Origin of the sequence: Brevibacterium linens, from assembly GCF_003999335.1 — a bacterium.
GTDB lineage: Bacteria > Actinomycetota > Actinomycetes > Actinomycetales > Brevibacteriaceae > Brevibacterium > Brevibacterium linens.
This window is the reverse complement of record NZ_CP026734.1, coordinates 2671179-2688887: the sequence shown is the minus strand read 5'-3', so window position 1 is coordinate 2688887 and position 17709 is coordinate 2671179. Positions and strand designations below refer to the sequence as shown.

Annotated in this window: 13 protein-coding genes and 1 pseudogene; 9 read left to right on the top strand and 5 right to left on the bottom strand. The window is 66.1% G+C overall.

The annotated features are described in order from the left end of the window. The first annotated feature begins 72 nt into the window (after positions 1–72). On the top strand, positions 73–993 hold the full coding sequence (locus CXR29_RS12165; protein ID WP_127364649.1) for an SCO6745 family protein: 921 nt from the start codon (positions 73–75) through the stop codon (positions 991–993). Positions 994–1000: 7 nt separating this feature from the next. Here CXR29_RS12165 and CXR29_RS12160 read toward each other — a convergent pair whose 3' ends face one another. The 3 genes and pseudogenes from CXR29_RS12160 to orn all read right to left on the bottom strand — a co-directional run bounded on the left by CXR29_RS12160 (position 1001) and on the right by orn (position 3735). Next, positions 1001–2665 carry a SulP family inorganic anion transporter gene (locus tag CXR29_RS12160; protein ID WP_101553592.1) on the bottom strand — a complete coding sequence of 555 codons (1665 nt, stop codon included), beginning with the start codon at positions 2663–2665 and terminating at the stop codon, positions 1001–1003. Continuing rightward, on the bottom strand, positions 2662–3033 hold the full coding sequence (locus CXR29_RS12155; protein ID WP_101553593.1) for an ArsR/SmtB family transcription factor: 372 nt from the start codon (positions 3031–3033) through the stop codon (positions 2662–2664). Before CXR29_RS12155 ends, CXR29_RS12160 begins: the two co-directional genes overlap by 4 nt. A 118-nt stretch (positions 3034–3151) precedes the next feature. Continuing rightward, positions 3152–3735: pseudogene (gene orn / locus CXR29_RS12150) on the bottom strand (oligoribonuclease). A gap of 203 nt (positions 3736–3938) precedes the next feature. Between orn and CXR29_RS12145 the strand changes: the two are divergent. From CXR29_RS12145 to CXR29_RS17315, 3 genes are all read left to right on the top strand, one after another. Beyond that, positions 3939–5558 carry a DUF8094 domain-containing protein gene (locus CXR29_RS12145; RefSeq protein WP_127364648.1) on the top strand — a complete coding sequence of 540 codons (1620 nt, stop codon included), beginning with the start codon at positions 3939–3941 and terminating at the stop codon, positions 5556–5558. A 157-nt stretch (positions 5559–5715) separates the two neighbouring features. Next, entirely contained in the window at positions 5716–6672 is a 957-nt protein-coding gene (locus CXR29_RS12140; protein ID WP_101553595.1) for a tetratricopeptide repeat protein, read from the top strand. Positions 6673–6839: 167 nt separating this feature from the next. After that, positions 6840–8555 carry a hypothetical protein gene (locus tag CXR29_RS17315; protein ID WP_164742816.1) on the top strand — a complete coding sequence of 572 codons (1716 nt, stop codon included), beginning with the start codon at positions 6840–6842 and terminating at the stop codon, positions 8553–8555. Positions 8556–8732: 177 nt separating this feature from the next. Here the strand turns inward: CXR29_RS17315 and CXR29_RS12125 are convergent, their stop codons facing one another. Together CXR29_RS12125 and CXR29_RS12120 are read right to left on the bottom strand one after the other, a co-directional pair. Continuing rightward, entirely contained in the window at positions 8733–9134 is a 402-nt protein-coding gene (locus CXR29_RS12125; RefSeq protein ID WP_101553597.1) for a hypothetical protein, read from the bottom strand. Positions 9135–9280: 146 nt separating this feature from the next. Beyond that, entirely contained in the window at positions 9281–9766 is a 486-nt protein-coding gene (locus CXR29_RS12120) for a hypothetical protein (protein ID WP_241241436.1), read from the bottom strand. Between CXR29_RS12120 and CXR29_RS12115 the strand changes: the two genes are divergently transcribed. The 5 genes from CXR29_RS12115 (at position 9746) to ligA (ending at position 17592) form a co-directional block, all read left to right on the top strand. Next, complete coding sequence (locus CXR29_RS12115; RefSeq protein ID WP_101553598.1) at positions 9746–10957, top strand: cysteine desulfurase family protein; 1212 nt, start codon at positions 9746–9748, stop codon at positions 10955–10957. The genes CXR29_RS12120 and CXR29_RS12115 overlap by 21 nt on opposite strands. Beyond that, positions 10954–12168, top strand: coding sequence for a tRNA 2-thiouridine(34) synthase MnmA (gene mnmA, locus CXR29_RS12110; protein ID WP_127364645.1), 1215 nt, complete (start codon positions 10954–10956; stop codon positions 12166–12168). Before CXR29_RS12115 ends, mnmA begins: the two co-directional genes overlap by 4 nt. Before the next feature lie 66 nt (positions 12169–12234). After that, a complete protein-coding gene (locus tag CXR29_RS12105; protein ID WP_127364644.1) occupies positions 12235–14286 on the top strand; it encodes a S9 family peptidase in 2052 nt (683 codons plus the stop codon). Continuing rightward, positions 14279–15367 carry a uroporphyrinogen decarboxylase/cobalamine-independent methonine synthase family protein gene (locus CXR29_RS12100; RefSeq protein WP_241241435.1) on the top strand — a complete coding sequence of 363 codons (1089 nt, stop codon included), beginning with the start codon at positions 14279–14281 and terminating at the stop codon, positions 15365–15367. Before CXR29_RS12105 ends, CXR29_RS12100 begins: the two co-directional genes overlap by 8 nt. Continuing rightward, positions 15364–17592 carry an NAD-dependent DNA ligase LigA gene (ligA, locus tag CXR29_RS12095; protein ID WP_127364642.1) on the top strand — a complete coding sequence of 743 codons (2229 nt, stop codon included), beginning with the start codon at positions 15364–15366 and terminating at the stop codon, positions 17590–17592. Before CXR29_RS12100 ends, ligA begins: the two co-directional genes overlap by 4 nt. Positions 17593–17709 lie beyond the last annotated feature (117 nt).

Here is a 17709-nt window from a genome sequence, read left to right as displayed (position 1 = left end):
CGTCGATCTCGGTGGCGACGATGCCCGCGCAGACCCATTTACCTGGGACGGGACCGCCCATAGGATGACGATATGGATTCCCAGCGCACACAGAACATCAGAACGGTCTCGGCCCGCATCAGCTCGTTCCACTCATCGATCTACTTCTCACAGACGGTCGGCGCAAAGTACGCCGAACAGGGACTCGCGCCCGGCGTCGAAGGCAATATGGCCGCCCGGTCGGCCCCGTTGGGACGGGTGAATCCCGGAGTCGTGTCCGCCGCCTATTACAACTACTCCCCGAACTTCATCGCCGAGATGCTGCCCCGCATCTGGGAGACGGTCACTCCCGAGCAGATGATCGAGGCCCGCTTCGACGCCGTGAGCGCGTACATGGCCGAACTCTTCGGCGACCGTGACGATATCGCCCTGCTCACCGAGGCGGCCACCCAGCTGACCGAAACGCTGACCCCCGTGCTCACCGCCATGGACTTCGCCGGGCGGCCCCTGTCCGCGGCCACCGCCGACGTCATCGGCTCCCACCAAGCGAACACCGCTTTCGAGAAGCTGTGGGACGTGGCCACCGTGGCCCGCGAATTCCGCGGCGACGGCCATGTCGCCTCCCTCGTCACCGCCGGTGTGCCCGGAATCGACGCTCTCATGCTCGATGTCGCGACCGGAGCCGGATTCCGTCCGCGAGCAGCACAGAAGACCCGCGGCTACACCGACGAGGAATGGCAGACCGGACAGACCCGACTCGCCGAGGCGGGGCTGATCACCGTGGAGAAGGACGACCGCGGTTTCGACCTGCCTACCATCACCGAGGCGGGACGGGACCTGAAGGAACAGGTCGAAGCACTGACCGACGGCACCGTCGCCACCGCTTGGTCGGTGCTCGACGATGCGACGATCGAATCGCTGCTCGCCCCCAGCCGTGACCTGCTGCGCGTGATCGCGAAGTCCGGTGCCTTCCCGTCGAACATCTTCGCGCGGCCCGAGAAGAAGGCCGGCTGAAGCTGATTCAGCTCTGGTGTGCCCGCTCCACATGAGAGCGAGCGTGGTCGAGTGCCGCCGGCAGCTCATCGAACAGGTGCCGGTGGTGGCGCAGGGCGGCGAGCACTCCGACCTGTTCGAACAGTCCGGCCTGACTGTCCCTGACGCCTTTGATGAGCACCGTGATCCCGCGGCGTTCGAGAGCCGTGACCATTTCGGTGAGGATATGAGCTCCGGTGGCATCGACGAGTTCGAGCTGCGACATCCGCAGCACGACGACCGAGACTCCATTGAGTTCCATGACCTCATCGGAGATGCGATCGGCCGAAGCGAAGAACAGCGGTCCTCGGAAATGGACGATCGCGATCTTCTCGTCGCCTGGCTGAGCGGCCTCTGTTTCCGAAAGTCGTTCGATGCGAACCGAGGTCGTTGCGGACAGTTTCCGCAGAGCGAAGAACGCCGCCACGACGACACCGATGCCCACAGCCACGATGAGGTCGAAGGAGACGGTGATGAGCGCAGTGATGACGAACCCGAAGGCATCGGATTTCGTCGAGCGCAGAATCGAGCGCATCGTCTCAAGGTCGATCATGCGCACTGCGGTGACGAAGAGGACTCCGCCAAGGGCGGCCAACGGGATCTGACTCACCGGAGCCGCTGCCACCAACACGATGAGCAGCAGCACCGCCGCATGGGTGATCGAAGCCAGACGTGTGCGCCCTCCGGCCCGGATATTCACCGAGGTGCGGGCGATCGCACCGGTGGCGGGCATGCCGCCGAACAACGAGGACCCGATCGACGCAACACCCTGACCGACGAGCTCCCGATCGGGCTGGTAGGCACCGGCATCGGACATCGACGAGGCGACCCTGGCCGAGAGCAGCGATTCGATGGCGGCGAGCGCGGCGATCGTGCCCGCAGCCGGCAGCAGAGCCGGCAGAACGGCAGGATCGATGACGGGAATGCTCGGGGCAGGCAAGGACTGGGGGATCGCCTCGATCGTGGCCAACGGGTTCGGAATGATTCCAGACAGCACGGTGACGATGATGATGCCGACCAGCGATCCGGGAATCGCGGAATGGATCTTCGGGGAGACCACCATGCACACGGCGACGATCGCCACAGCGCCCAGAGAATAGGGCAGATACGACCAGTCCGCATCCGAGATGAGCTGCACGGCTGCCGCGAAGGCATTCATGCTCACCTCACCCGGTGCCAGATAGCGCGGAGTCGTGACGAACGGAATCTGCTGGAGGAAGATGATCGCTGCGATGCCGATCGTGAACCCCTCGATCACCGGCCACGGAATGAACGACACTGTCCGCCCCAAACGCAGCAGACCGGCGGCGACGACGATGAGCCCGGCGATGAGGGTGACCGTGATGACCGCCTCGGCGCCGTGACTGGCCACGATCGGCACGAGCACCACGGCCATGGCACCGGTTGGACCGGAGATCTGCAGGTGCGAACCGCCGAAGACAGCAGCGAAGAAGCCAGCGACGATCGCGGTGATGAGTCCCTGCTCAGCCGTGAGACCGGAGCTGACTCCGAACCCCAGCGCCAAAGGCAGGGCGACGATGCCGACGGTGGCTCCGGCCAGCAGGTCCTTCGGCCAGGAGCGGCGGGTCTCACGGTAGTCGGCGACCGACGGCAGCAGAGACCGGGTGCGGCGCAGCAGCGATGCCGGGCTCATGCGGTATCCGCGCCCGGGATCTTCGGCAGTGACCGGGCTTCAGCGAGTCGCTGCTCATCGTCTTCGAGCATCGTCAGCAGCAGGCTCCTGGCCACCGCGAGCAGCTCTGCGGTGCGCCGGTCGGCCAGACGATAGTAGACATGGCTGGCCCGACGTTCGGATTCGACGAGACGGTGGCGCCGCAGTACCGCGAGATGCTGCGAGAGGTGCGAGGCCTCGAGCGCGGTCTCTGCCTGCAGATCGGCCACACTGACCTCGTCGTTGCCGGAGAGGAGCTCGAGGATGCGGATGCGGAAGGGGTGGGCGAGGCCCTTGAAGAGGTTCGCCTTGACCTCGTACAGGGGGCGCTGAAGCTGATCCAATGGCATGATGAAACCATCATATCGAAAGGTCGGGTTCAGATCCGACCGGTCTCAGAGAATGATCAGCCCGGTTCCGCATCTGCGGAACCGGGCTGGTGCTCACGATCGCTTCGGAAGGCGGCGGTCAGTCCTCGTCGGTCTGCTTCGGGTAGGTCTCGGCCACCTCGGCGGCAATCGACTTCGCCTCGTCGGAGCTCGGTCCCTCGGCGGAGAACACGGCCCTCCGGTAGTACTGGAGCTCGATGATCGAGTCGATGATGTCGCCGAGCGCGCGGTGCCCGCCGTGCTTCGCCGGTGCCTGGAAGTAGGCGCGGGGGAACCACTGCTTGGCCAGTTCCTTGACCGAGGAGACGTCGATGATCCGGTAGTGCAGGTGCTCGACGAGTTCGGGCATCTGCTTGTTCAGGAACACCTTGTCGGTGCCGACCGAATTCCCGCCCAGCGGAGCCTTGCCGGACTCGGGACATGCTTCTTCACGTATTCGAGGACCTGGGCCTGCGCCTCGGCGACGGTGGTGCCCGCGTCGAGTTCGGTGATCAGACCCGAGGTGGTGTGCATATTCGTGACGAACTCATTCATGTTCGCCCGGGCATCCGCCGAAGGCCTGATGACGATGTCGATTCCCTCGTCGAGGGGGTTGAGCTCGAAGTCGGTGACGATCGCGGCCACCTCGATGAGTTCGTCCCGCACCTCGTCGAGGCCGGTCATTTCGCAGTCGATCCACACAATTCTGTCGTTGCTCACCCGCCCAGCTTAGGCCAGGGGCCAATGATCGGGACATTCCGGGGCGGGCGTGTGAACGTCGACACACACTGAGCGTGCGCACAAAGGCGATGTCCGGCATGTGACTTAAACTTGGAGAGTCCCCGAACTGGGGTGCCATTTTTGCTCGGCTGAGGGAAGGTACGCACGTGCGCTACACATTCGCTGTGATCCTCATGGTGGTGGGTGTCGTCGTCGGTGGCCTCGGCATCCTGCAGAAGACCCTGTGGGCGCCGGAGGAAACGATCACTGCCACCGCACAGATCGACGCCGACAAACCGGCAGTCATCGTCGACCCCGGAATGCTCAACCTCTACGAAACCCCGACCACCCTCACGGTCAAGGGCAGCGGCGACCTCACGATCGCCCAAGCTCCGATCGAGAACGTCGAAGCCTGGGCAGGACAGTCCGCCTACGACCGCATCACCGGTCTCGCCGAAGGCGGAAAGCTCACGACCAAGGCGACCGACGGTGAAGGCAAGGTGCCCAACCCGGCCGGTGCCGATCTGTGGCAGTCGGAAGTCACCGGCACCGATTCGGTGGAACTGGAGTGGAACGACGATGCCAACCGAACCGGCTTCCTCATCGCCGGTGACGGTGAAGCCGGAGCGGTCAAATCCGTGACGCTGACCTGGCCCAACCACGCAGACACCCCCTGGGCGCTGCCGCTGATGATCATCGGAGGTGTCGTCTTCATCAGCGGCGTCGTCCTCCTCGTCCTCGGCGCGAACAATTCGAAGAAGGAAGCGAACCGACGCAAGGCCCGCCAGGAACGTCGCCGCAAGCTCGCCGAATATGGCACCGCATTCGCCGTCGTCCCCGTGCTCGCACTCAGCGCCTGCGGGCCCGAAGAGCTGCCGAAGCCCGAACCGTCCGAGGCGCCGAGCTCAGCGGCCGCGGGAGTCACCGACGACCAGGCCAAGCGGATCCTCGACTCTGTCGCCACCGACATCAAGGCCGCAGACAAGAAGACCGACAAGAAGGCGCTGGCCGAACGTGCCGCCGGCCCTGCTCTCAAACAGCGCGAAGACCTGTACACGATCAAGGAAGACGTCGACGACCAGAAGATGGCACCGGCCGTGGCCAGCGACGAGATCGTCGCCAACTACACCTCGGCCACCGATGCCTGGCCGCGCGTGACCAGCCTGATCACCTCTGCCGGAGGGAGCTCGCAGCTGCTCGTGCTGACCCAGGAGGATCCGCGCAGCAACTACAAACTGTGGTCGCAGACCCAGCTGACGGCCGGCACGAAGCTGCCCGAACTGCCCGACTCGCGTCAGGGCGCGACGATGCTCGAGCCCGGATCCAAGGACTTCGTCACGACTCCGGAGAAGGCCGTCGCCGACTACGCGAAGGCCCTCGGCAGCGGAGCGGACTCGAAGGAGGCGAAGAAATTCGACTCCGATGACTTCTCGAAGTCCATCTGGAAGAACCAGAAGGAGCAGAAGGCCAGCGCCGAAGAAGGCAATGCCGAGGTGAAGTACAAGTACACCCCGGGCAAGGAGCTCGTCGCGCAGGGCACCGCCGGGGACGCCGCCATCGTCACCGGAGTCATCGACGCCGAATCGACGATCAGCCCCGAATCGAAAGAGGGACGCACCGGCACCCTGACCCTGTCATCGCCGCAGAAGGAACTCGTCGGCTCTGCGACGACCAAGGACCCGGTGACGACGAAGACCACCCAGGTGCTCACCTTCCTCATGCCCAAGGACGGCAAGGTCAGACTCATCGGCGGTCTCGAGACTCTCGCCGGAGCCGAAGCAGGCTGAGGCGGAAGGGTCGGCACCGTGGTGCTACTTCCCTGACGGCTACAGAAATAGCCGTGGGCGCACCGGTGTTGATACGTTCTGTTGGAAAAGCATGGACCAGGTGCGTCACGGTTTGCACCGAGCCCACCGACCGCGTCACAAAGGAGACCACGTGTCAATGGATCCCTCGCAGGAGAACGCACAGCCCGATCAGGGACTCGACCTGTCGGCGGTGCGCAGCAAGAATATGCCGGCCGAACAGGGCGGACAGGCCGGTGCGGGTGCCGGTGCCGCCGGCGGCCAGGCCGGAGGGGACCCGAATGCGGTCGCCGTTCCCGGACTGGTCTTCGATGTCGATGAGTCGACCTTCACCAGCCTGGTGGCGATGTCCGACCGCGTGCCCGTCGTCATCGACCTGTGGGCCGAATGGTGCGAACCCTGCAAACAGCTCTCGCCCATCCTCGAACACGTCGTCACCTCCTATGGGGGACGCCTCGTGCTGGCCAAGGTCGACGTCGATGCGAACCCGCGTCTGCAGCAGGCCTTCGGCGTCCAGTCGATCCCCACGGTCGTCGCCCTCATCAAGGGCCAGCCCGTGCCGCTGTTCCAGAGTGCTCTGCCCGAACCGCAGGTCCAGGCATACTTCGACGAACTGCTCAAGCTCGCCGGTGAGAACGGCGTGACCGGGCACGCCGTCACCGGGGAAGCCGAACCCGAACCGGCCGGCCCCGCCCACCCGGAAGCCGAAGAGGCTCTGGCCAAGGGCGACTTCGACACCGCTGAGAGCTTGTTCAAGGCTGCGCTGGCGAACTCTCCGGCCGACGAAGAGGCGAAGTTCGGTCTAGCCCGGGCCGGACTGGGTCGCCGCCTCATCGACCAGGAACCGGCCGACCTCATCGCTGCCGCCGATGCCGACCCCAAGGACGTCGAAGCCGCGAAGGCAGCCGCCGATGCCGAAGTCGTCAGCGGCAACGCCGCCGGTGCCTTCAACCGACTCATCTCTCTCATCCGCACCTCCACGGGCGATGAGAAGGAATCCCTGCGCCTGCGCGTCCTCGATCTCTTCGAGGTCCTCGGCGCCGACGATCCAGCCGTGACCAAGGCACGGACCGCACTCATGAGGGCATTGTTCTGATCCAGCGAATCCGACTCATCACCGCCGTCCTCTTCGGCGTAGCGGCACTTACGCTAGCCGGACTGGTCATCTCTGCGCTCTCGGTCGTCGGCACCGACGAGATCACCGAGACGCCGGCCTTCACAGTCAGGGACGGAGCCTACGCCGTCGTCCTCGACGAGGCGATCGTGCCCTACTCGGGTTCGAGCGTGACCGTGACGGCGAAGAACTCGAAGGGCACGGAGCTGTTCGTCGGCACCGCCAGCGGCGTCGACGCCGACAGCTACCTCGACGGTGTGGCACAGGAGCAGATCAGTGATGTCTCGTTCCCGAACTCCGCCTCCCATCGGTTCACTCCCGGTGATGACAAGCCGGAGGCCGATATCGCCGACCGCGACTGGTGGATCAGCACAGATACGGGGCAGACGGTCGCGAAGACCTTCGACCTCGATGCGCAGCCGCAGGTGCTCGTCATCGCGCCTGCGAACTCCGATGACAGTCTCGAGGGAACGACGGTGAGCCTCCAGATGCGCGTCAAGGGCGTGTTCGCACTCAGCCTGCTCGGCATTGCCGGCGCCATCATCCTCGCCGGATTCTCCGTGTTCTTCTTCATGCGCTGGTGGGCCTCACGCATCCGCCCGCCGAAGAAGGACACCGGCAGCTCGGACAACAGCGGACCCGCGGGCGGCGGACCCGCGGGCGGCGGACCCGCGGGCGGCGGACCCGCGGGCGGCGGCAGCGACTCCGACGGCGGCGAAGACGGTCCCTCAGACGGCTCCGGCCGCAGCGGCCGTGACGACAGGGGACCGGCCGCTGACCGTCCGGTCAAGGGCGAGCCGGGTCTGGCGACCCAGCCGATCTCGACAGTGCAGCCGGACACGGCCGGCCAAGCGCCGCCTCGGCGACGGGATCTGCGGAACCGGCGGTCCTTCCGCGCGGTGACGGCCTCGGTGTTGGGCACCGGACTCGTGCTCAGCGGCTGTGCGGACTTGCCGATCGCCAAACCCAGCAGCCCGGACGTCACTCCGTACGAACGCACCGCGGTCCGCCCCGGTGAGGCCGGGAAGTTCATGACGAACTACACGGAATCGCTGGACAAGACGCTCGGCGACAAGGGCACCGACCTCGACAAGATCCAGGCGGCACCGCTCATCGACCACACCCGCGCGCAGATCCAGATCGCGGACAAGGCGAAGCAGAAGCTGCGTGCGCCGAACTTCACCGAGGTCGTCGCCGGCAGCCCGAACTTCACCGAATACCCGATGTGGTTCTACGCCTTCGGCACCGCCGACAAGAGTTCCACGGACGGCGACGAGCAGCTGACCCAGGTGATGCTGGTGACGCGGGAATCGGCCTCGACCGATCCGCTCGTGCGCTCGGCATCCTATATCCCCGCTGACCAGATGCCGACGCTGATGGCCGATGACAGCGGAGCCGTCGAGGAGGGCCCCGAGGACTTCGCCGACGAGATGACGACCGCCTCCGATGACGTCTCGTCGTTCCTCGTCGACGGCAAAGCGAAGTCAGGGGGACCCGACGGACTCAAGGAGGGCGGATTCAAGGGATTCCGCGACTACGTGGGTGACCTGCGGGACAAGGACTCCGGCTTCGACAAGGTCGACATCGACTGCAAGCCCTATGAGGACCTCAAGTTCGAGGACATGAGTTTGAGCACCGAGCACGGTGCGATCGGAATGGGCGAAGTGCGCTGCACGCTGACGATCAAGGCGCCGTCGGACTACGCTCTCGACCTCGGCGACACCGTCGAAGCCGTGAAGACGAACGACAAAGAGGGCGACACCATCACGGTCGACACCGCGCACCCCTATGTGCTGATGCGAACCGGTGACGAACTCACCGCAGTCGCCACCGACTGGAACGTCTTGTCCTCCAAGGTGGAGTGACCCGGGTGCAGCTGTGTTGGGCGCGGTGCGTCAGCCGCGGTGGGCACTGGCCGCTCGTCGTGTCAGCACGCGCGGGTTCCAAACACCAGCGGGTTCGAAATTCATACGCACGGATCGAGATCACGGCATATGAACTTTGAGCCCGCTCATGCGCGACTCAGCTGCGGCTGGCGCGGCTCAACTGCGGTTGCTGCGGCTGGCGCGGCGGCCGACGCGCAGCAGCCACCACAGGCCGATGAGCGGCAGGAGCAGCGGAATATAGCCGTACCCGCTGCCGAAGTTCGACCACACCGACGGCTTCGCGAAGTCCTCGGGATGGGTGTGGCTGAGGATGCCGACGACGATGACGCCGACGAACTCGATCGCGCAGGCGGCGACGGCGATCCGGTGTGAGACCCGGTTGCCGATGACCAAGCAGACCGTGGCGAGGATGTAGATCACCGCAGCCATGGCGGACAGCGAATACGCGATCGGCGCAACGTCGAACTCGCGGATGAGCTGATAGCCCGCCCGGGCCGTGGCCGAGAGCGCGAAGACGCCGTACACCGCTGTCAGCGCCCGTCCCGGCCCCGTATGCATCGCCGAGTACGGCGACCGTCCCGTCTTTCCCCGCGCCGAGGCGGCCGTGGAGTCCGTGTCGCCCGCTGCTTGTGCCCGGCCTGCTGGGCTATTGCCTGCTGAGTTCGCATCGTCGGCGGAGTCCCCGCCGAACCGATTGCGCCTGGTCACTGCCAAATCTGGTCCAATCTCTCGATCATGACGATCACCGTCAGCCCTGCCGCAGCCAGGACTCCCGGCCCCCAGCGGCTCAGTTCCGCAAAAGCCCAGAAACCGGCCAGCGCCATCACCATGATCGCGGTGATGATGTAGCCGAAGTACAGCAGCGGGTCGACATCATGCGTGGAACCGAAGGTCGCGATCGAGATGATCAGCTGCACGATGAGCAGCAGCAGAAGCAGAGCGGCACCGCCGAGCAGGGCCTTGCCGGCCGGACGGTTGCGGATGGTCTCGATGATCGACCACAGGGTCAGGATGCCGGTGGCGGCATAGAGGACGATGGTGAAAACGGTGAACACCCGAGTCAGTTTAGTCGGCCATGCCAGCGGGCAACTCGTCCGGAGGTGCCGCTTGGCGGGTGAGATGCCGCACGGATCCTGGCCGTAGCCCGGCTCACGGCCTAAAATTGCAGGGTGCCCATCTATCTCGATCACGCCGCCACCTCGCCGATGCCCGCCGAGGTGCTCGAGGTGTACACAAAAGAGCTGGCCCGCCGGGCCAACCCTTCGGCCCTGCACGCGGTCGGCCAAGCCGCGCGGATGCGCATCGAAGAGGCACGCGAGGTCATCGCCCGCGCGGTCGGTGCGGCCACCTCGTCGGAAGTGATCTTCACATCCGGCGGCACCGAAGCGGACAATTTCGCGCTCAAGGGCCTCTACCTCGCTCGCAACAACGACACGTTCAACGCGCCGGCACGCCCGCGGGTGCTGACGACGACGATCGAGCATCCCGCGATCCTCGAGACCGTGGAGTGGTTGGAGAGCCTCGGCGCCGAAGCCGTCTACCTCGACGTCGAAGAGACCGGACGACTCGATCTCGACGCGGCACTGACCGAACTGCGCCGCGACCCAGAACGCACCGCGCTCATCAGCGTGATGGCCGCGAACAATGAGATCGGCACTCTGCAGCCGATCGCCGAGATCGGTCAAGCCGCCGCCGAACTCGGCATTCCCTTCCATATCGACGCCGTGCAGGCGCTCGGGCAGATCCCGCTCGACTTCGCCGCACTCAAGGCGACGGCGATGACGATCACCGCGCACAAGATCGGCGGCCCCGTCGGCATCGGCGCACTCCTGCTCGACCGCGCGGCGACGCCGACGCCGATCCTGCACGGTGGGGGACAGGAGCGCAGCGTGCGCTCGGGCACTCTCGACGTCGCCGGTGCGGTGGCCTTCGCGGCCGCCGTCGATCTCGTCACTGCAGACCTCGAGGCCCGGGCGGCACGCCTGTCGGGGCTGCGGGACCGCCTCATCGACGGAATCGAATCGAGCATCGACGGGGTCAGGCTCTCCGGCCCGCGCGGAGCGGACCGCCTGCCGGCCAACGCCCACTTCACGTTCCCGGGGTGCGAGGGGGACTCGCTGCTGTTCGGTCTCGATGCCAGGGGATTGGCCACCTCGACGGGTTCGGCCTGTTCTGCCGGTGTCTCCCGTCCCTCCCATGTGCTCTTGGCCTGCGGTCTGGATGAGGACAGCGCCCGCACCACCCAACGCTTCACACTCGGTCACGATACGACCGAAGCCGATGTCGATGCCCTGCTCGCGGCTCTGCCCGAGGTCGTCGACCAGGCACGCCGAGCCGGGATGGTTTCGGCAACACCCCGATGGATGCAAGGAGCATCATGAGAGTACTCGTCGCCATGTCCGGCGGAGTCGATTCCTCCGTCGCAGCCGCCCGTGCCGTCGACGCCGGACACGAAGTCGTCGGCGTTCACCTCGCCCTGTCCCGGATGCCTGGGACCCTGCGCACCGGATCGCGCGGCTGCTGCACGATCGAAGATTCCCGCGACGCCCACCGCGTGGCGGGAATGCTCGACATCCCCTTCTACGTCTGGGACTTCTCCGAGAGGTTCAAGGAAGACATCGTCGATGACTTCATCGCCGAATACGCCGCCGGACGCACCCCGAACCCGTGCATGCGCTGCAATGAGCGCATCAAGTTCGCGGCCCTCCTCGACCGCGCCCTGGCGCTCGGCTTCGACGCCATCGCCACCGGCCACTATGCCGAGGTGCTCCGCGATGACGACGGCCGGCCCGAACTGCACCGCGGTGAGGATCTGGCCAAGGACCAGTCGTACGTCCTCGGTGTGCTCACCTCCGACCAGCTCGAGCACTGCTACTTCCCGATCGGGGCGACCGCGTCGAAGGCCGAAGTGCGTGCCGAGGCGGCCGAGCGCGGTTTCTCCGTGGCGAACAAGCCCGACTCCTACGACATCTGCTTCATCCCCGACGGGGACACGAAGGCGTGGCTGGCCGACAAGATCCCGATGCGTCCGGGACTTATCAAGGACTCCGAAGGTGAGGTCCTCGGCGAGCATGACGGCGCGATGACGTACACGATCGGTCAGCGCAAGGGCCTGGGCATCGAGAAGCCCGCTCGTGATGGCAAGCCGCGGTTCGTCACCGGCCTCGACCCGGCGACGAACACCGTCACCGTCGGATCGCGTGCCGACCTCGCTGTTTCGCATCTGACAGGCATTCGCACCTCCTGGGCCGGTGCAGCACCCTCGGACATGGGGGACACCCCGGAGACCGGAATCGACTGCGAAGTGCAGATCCGTGCCCACGCCGATCCGGTGCCGGCCCGGGCCTGGCTCGGCGAGTTCGTCGCCGCAGCCCCCGAGCATGAAGTCAACCCCATCGTCGACGAGGTCGAGGTGCCTGCCGCACGTCCGGCCGGGCAGCTCATGCACGTCGATGTCGATGAGGAGCTGTCCGGAGTGGCTCCGGGCCAGACCATGGTCATCTACCGCGGCACCCGTGTGCTCGGCCAGGCCACCATCGACTCCACGGCGAAGGACCGCATCACCCCGGCACCCGAGTTCGCCGGCGCCTGAGGCGCTTTCGCGAGTCGAGGCGAGGGGTTCGGGCCCGATGTCGGCCACTGGCGATACTCTGGGGGCATGAAGGAAAGTCCCCAAGATGTCGTCACGGCGCCTTATGGAACCTGGTCGTCACCTCTGGGTGCCGCCGAGGTGGCTGCCGGTGCCGCTCCGATCTTCGATGCCGCTTTCCGCGGGGACGAGATCTTCTACTCGACGAAGATTCCCGCAGAGAAGGCCCGCACCGGACTCGTCCGCACGTCGCTGTCACGTCCGGGAGAGCGCGAGCAGGTCATTCCGACCGGGTTCAACATCCGCTCCGCCGTCCACGAATACGGGGGAGCCTCGTGGGCTCTCGACCAGAGCAGCGAGGTCATCTACTTCGTCAACGCCGCTGATCAGCGCGTCTGGCAGATCATTCCCGGGCGAGCCCCGCACGCGCTGACCCCAGACACCTCGGGGCGGATCCGCTACGGGGATCTGCACATGAGTCCGTGGGGGCTGCTTTGTGTGCGCGAGGACTGTCGGTCCACCCGTCGTGAACGCGCCATCGTGCTGCTGACCAAGCACGGGACGACGAATGTGCTCTCGACCCACTCGCATTTCATGGCCTGGCCCAGGCTCTCACCCGACGGCAGCACCCTGGCATTCATCGGCTGGGAGCACCCGAACATGCCCTGGGACGGAACCACGCTGTGGCTCGTCGATGTCCGCACCCCGGCCACCCCTGCGGTCGCCGTGCTCAGCGGCGACGGGATCGAACGCCCGCGCACATCCGACCCGGGATTGCCGAGTCCGACCGACCCGGGAATCTCGCTGCTCCAGGCGGAGTTCACGTCGGATTCGTCCCTCCACGTCATCTCCGACCATGAAGGGCACTGGTCGCTGTACGGCCTCGACATCGATCCCGTCGCCGTGCGTCCCCTCGTCACCGACGACCGTCAGGCGCCGGCGCCCGAAAGAATCGGATTCGACCGGCTGAGATCGGTCATCGACACCGGCGAGGAGATCGGCGGGGCCCTCTGGCAGCTGGGCACCCGGTGGCACCTCAACGACGGAGATGAGGTGTGGGCCCATTCGCAGGCGGCGACCGCGACACTCGTGCGCCGCCGGCTGCCCCCTTCCTCCACAACGCTGAGTCCTTCCTCCCCGCCCTGGGAGACCATCGATACGACGGGGGAGACGTTCGGCACGATCGAACTCCTCGACCTCGGACGCACTCACCTGCTTCTGACCGCGAAGTCGACGAGGCGACCCGGAGTCCTCTACGCCGTCGACCGGGTGACCGGACTGTTCACGGAGATCGCCAGCGAACGCCTCGACACCCACCAGGGCTACTATTCCCGCCCGAGCGTCGGCGAACTCGGGGGAGTGCCCGTCGTCATCCATCCTCCCCACAATCCCCGCTTCGCCGCCCCCGATGACGAACACCCTCCCTTCGTGGTCTCGATCCACGGCGGACCGACGGGACAGGCGACCCCGGAGATGACGGCCCGCACGAGCTTCTTCACCTCCCAGGGCATCGGCGTCCTCGAGGTCAACTACGGCGGGTCGACCGGATTCGGCCGCGCCTGGCGTGACCGGCTGCGCGGCGGATGGGGAGTCGTCGACGTCGAGGACACCGTCGCCGCCGTCAACGGGCTCGTCGCAGCCGGACTCGCCGACCCGAACCGCATCGCGATCTCCGGAGCCTCATCGGGCGGGTGGACTGTGCTGTCCGCCCTGGCCTCGACGAACGTGTTCGCCTGCGGCACCTCGTATTTCGGAGTCACCGACCTCATGCGCTTCGTCGTCGACACCCACGACTTCGAATCCCACTACATCGACGGGCTCGTCGGCCCCTGGCCCGCCGCCCAGGACGAATACATCGCCCGTTCGCCGATCCGCCGGACCAGCGATATCACCGTGCCCGTGGCCGTGATGCAAGGCGACCGTGACCCGATCGTCCCGCCCTCACAGGCCCAGGAGTTCGTCGATACACTTCAACTGGCCGGAGTGGAGTACATTTACCGTCTGTACAAGGGCGAATCCCACGGCTTCGTCCGCGCCGAAACCATCATCGATTCCCTGGAAAGCGAGTTCGGATTCTATGTCGACGTCTTCGGAATCCCCCGCGCCCACCAGCATGGCTGACCGAGTTCTGCCCGCCGCCACGACCACGGGAATCTGGCTGCCCGGAGCCCGTGATCCGCGTCGTGGCTATATTGCGACCAGCCCGGTTCGAGAGGCCGCGGCCGCCGGCTTCGACATCCTCGCCGACCAGCTGCCGCCGGTGCCCCTGACCGCTGACCGGTCCGAGGACAGGTGGGGCGCCGACGCCATCGGCCGTGCCGTCGGCCTGCTCACCGAACTCCACGTCGACCGCACATCCTACGGGTGGCGGCTGACCGCCTCGGCGGGCAAAGACGAACGGCTCGAGGACTCCGCCCTCATTGAAGCCTTTGACGCGATCGCCGAATACGGTGGGTCCCGGCCCGGGCAGGTCCAGATCAGCCTGCCGGGACCGTGGACGCTCGTGACCGCGCTGAGCCTGAGCTCCGGCGCCCGCGTCCTCGGCGACCACGGCGCCCGCCGTGATGTCGTTCAGGCCTACGCCTTCGGCATCGCAGCCTTCACCGATCGCATCGCGGGCTTGGGCATGCAGCCGACCGTCCGCCTCGTCGAATCACGCCTGACCCCGGTGCTCACCGGCACCTGGCCGAGCGTGTCCGGGTGGGCGAGCCTGCCCGCCATCAGCGAAACCCAGGTGTGGGCGGCGCTCGAATCCACACTGCGCCACCTCCCGCCCACCGTGCTCGCCCTGCCGGACCTCGAGCCCTTGCGCCTGCAGGGCAAGGAGATCCCCGCCGCCGAGGCGGTCCGCCGCAGCGGCGCCCGTTCCGTGTCAGTGCCGTTGGTTAGCCTGAGACCACACAGCTGGGAGCAGCTGGCGATCCTCGCCGAGGCGGGGCTCGGCACCTGGATCCACCTGCCGACCGAGGCCGGTGGGCGATCGGACGCGGTCAATCACTGGTGCGAGCGGATCCGCACCCCGTGGTCGCGCATCGGCATGGGGGTCACGAGTCTGCGCGAATTCGGGATCATCGCCGGACCCGAACTGCCGCTGACCTTCCCGCCGCTGCTGGAGGACCAGCAGGGGCTCGGGCCCGAGCACAATCGGGCAACTATGACCATCGCCGCCGGTCTGCGGCGGGCTCTTGAGGAGATCGAATGACCACGACACCGGAGAACGCCGACTCATCGACGCCCGAGCACCAGACCTCGGATTCGACCACACTCGACCTGCAGGGCGTCGACCTCACCGACGCGACCGCTCGCGCTCAGGCTCATGCCCAGCTGACCGAGAAGATCGAGGAGCTGCGGGCCGCCTACTATCAGGACTCCCTGCTCGTCTCCGATGCGGAATACGACGAACTCGTCCATCGTCTCGAAGACCTCGAGGCGCAGTTCCCCGAACTCGTCACCGACTCCTCGCCGACGCAGACAGTCGGCGGCGTCGTCGATACCTCGACCTTCGACCCGGTCGAACACATCGGTCCGATGTACAGCCTGGACAACGTCTTCGACTACGACGAACTGCGAGCCTGGTACGAGCGGGTACGGTCGGCCACCTCGGTGAAGTCGAAGTTCCTGTGCGAACTCAAGATCGACGGTCTCGCCGTCAACCTGCTCTACCGGAACGGCGAACTCGTGCGGGCGGCGACCCGCGGCGACGGACGCATCGGTGAGGACATCACCGCGAACGTGCGCACGATCTCCGATATCCCGCACCACCTCGATACCGAGCACCCGCCGGCCGAGGTGGAGATCCGCGGTGAGGTGTTCTTCCCCGTCGAGGACTTCGCCGAACTCAATGCCTCGCTTGTTGCCGAGGGCAAAGCCCCCTTCGCGAATCCGCGGAACTCCGCGGCCGGTTCGCTGCGGCAGAAGGACCCGGCCGTCACGGCGCGTCGGCCCCTGCACATGCTCGTCCACGGAATCGCCGTGTGGACGCCGGCCGACGATTCGCATCCCGAGCCTGCCCACCAGTCCGAGGTCTACGAACAGTTCCGGTCGTGGGGTCTGCCGATCAGCGACTATTTCAAGGTTCTCGACACCGTCGATGAGATCGAAGACTTCATCGCCTACTACGGCGAACACCGTCACGACGTCACCCACGAGATCGACGGGATCGTCATCAAGATCGACAATATCGCCGTGCAGGAGGCGATGGGCTACACCTCTCGCGCACCGAGGTGGGCGACCGCATTCAAATACCCGCCCGAGGAGGTCACGACGAAGCTCATCGACATCCAGGTGCAGGTGGGTCGGACCGGGCGAGTGACCCCATTCGCCGTAATGGAACCGGTGAGCGTGGCCGGGTCGACCGTCGAGCGGGCGACCCTGCACAACGGATACGAGGTCAAACGCAAGGGTGTGCTCATCGGCGACACCGTCACCCTGCGCAAGGCCGGCGACGTCATCCCCGAGGTGCTCGGCCCGGTCGCGGCCCTGCGGGACGGAACCGAACACGAATTCGTCATGCCCACCCACTGCCCGTCCTGCGGGACCGAGCTCGGTGAGCAGAAGGAAGGCGACAAGGACCTGCGGTGCCCGAACTCACGGTCGTGTCCCGCGCAGCTGGCCAATCGCATCTTCTACCTCGCCTCCCGTGCGGCCTTCGACATCGAAGCCCTCGGCGAGGAGGCCGCGCTGGCGCTGACGGCACCGGCCGAACCGGATACACCTCCGCTGACCTCGGAGGCCTTCCTCTTCGACCTCACTCCCGATGATCTGCGCGATGTCAAGATCTGGCGGAACAAGAAGTCCAAGGGTGTGGAGACCGGCGAACGAGAACTTGTGCCCTACTTCTTCACCCGTGGAACCGCGAAGAAGCCGAGCGCTCAGAGCGCGAACACGAAGAAGCTCTTCGACGAATTGGAGAAGGCAAAAGATCAAGAACTGTGGCGGGTGCTCGTCGCTTTGTCGATCCGCCACGTCGGACCGACCGCGGCACGGACCCTGGCCGCGAAGTTCCGCACCCTTGAGGCCATCCGTGCGGCCAGCCTCGAAGAGCTGTCGGCCGTCGAGGGCATCGGTCCGACGATCGCACAGAGCATCCGCGATTGGTTCGAGATCGACTGGCACAACGAGATCGTCGACACTTGGGCGGCAGCCGGGGTGCGGATGGAAGACGAGGAAGTCGAGGCCGCCGCGCAGACCCTCGAAGGGCTGACGATCGTGGCGACCGGATCACTGAGCTCGTTCACCCGCGATGGCATCAAAGAGGCGATCCTCGGCGCCGGCGGCAAGGCAGCGGGATCGGTGTCGAAGAAGACCGACTATGTCGTCGCCGGTGAGAACGCCGGGTCGAAGTTGGACAAGGCGGAGTCGCTGGGCGTGCCTGTCCTCGACGAGGACCAGTTCCGGGTGCTGCTGGAGACCGGCAGCCTCGACTGAGGGAATGCATCTCGGTTCCCGGAGGTTCCAAGGTGCGGCTGTGCACTCATTCGTGACCGAACTCGAAGTCGGGGTTCAGACTCAGTCAAGCTCAGAGACAGCTTCGAGTGGAAGAGT

What these genes read in the sequence shown, in the direction of transcription:
- CXR29_RS12165 (WP_127364649.1), top strand. Translation starts at nt 73, where the DNA reads ATGGATTCCCAGCGCACACAGAACATCAGAACGGTCTCGGCCCGCATC.
- CXR29_RS12160 (WP_101553592.1), bottom strand. Translation starts at nt 2,665, where the DNA reads ATGAGCCCGGCATCGCTGCTGCGCCGCACCCGGTCTCTGCTGCCGTCG.
- CXR29_RS12155 (WP_101553593.1), bottom strand. Translation starts at nt 3,033, where the DNA reads ATGCCATTGGATCAGCTTCAGCGCCCCCTGTACGAGGTCAAGGCGAAC.
- CXR29_RS12140 (WP_101553595.1), top strand. Translation starts at nt 5,716, where the DNA reads ATGGATCCCTCGCAGGAGAACGCACAGCCCGATCAGGGACTCGACCTG.
- CXR29_RS12125 (WP_101553597.1), bottom strand. Translation starts at nt 9,134, where the DNA reads ATGCATACGGGGCCGGGACGGGCGCTGACAGCGGTGTACGGCGTCTTC.
- mnmA (WP_127364645.1), top strand. Translation starts at nt 10,954, where the DNA reads ATGAGAGTACTCGTCGCCATGTCCGGCGGAGTCGATTCCTCCGTCGCA.
- CXR29_RS12105 (WP_127364644.1), top strand. Translation starts at nt 12,235, where the DNA reads ATGAAGGAAAGTCCCCAAGATGTCGTCACGGCGCCTTATGGAACCTGG.
- CXR29_RS12100 (WP_241241435.1), top strand. Translation starts at nt 14,279, where the DNA reads ATGGCTGACCGAGTTCTGCCCGCCGCCACGACCACGGGAATCTGGCTG.
- ligA (WP_127364642.1), top strand. Translation starts at nt 15,364, where the DNA reads ATGACCACGACACCGGAGAACGCCGACTCATCGACGCCCGAGCACCAG.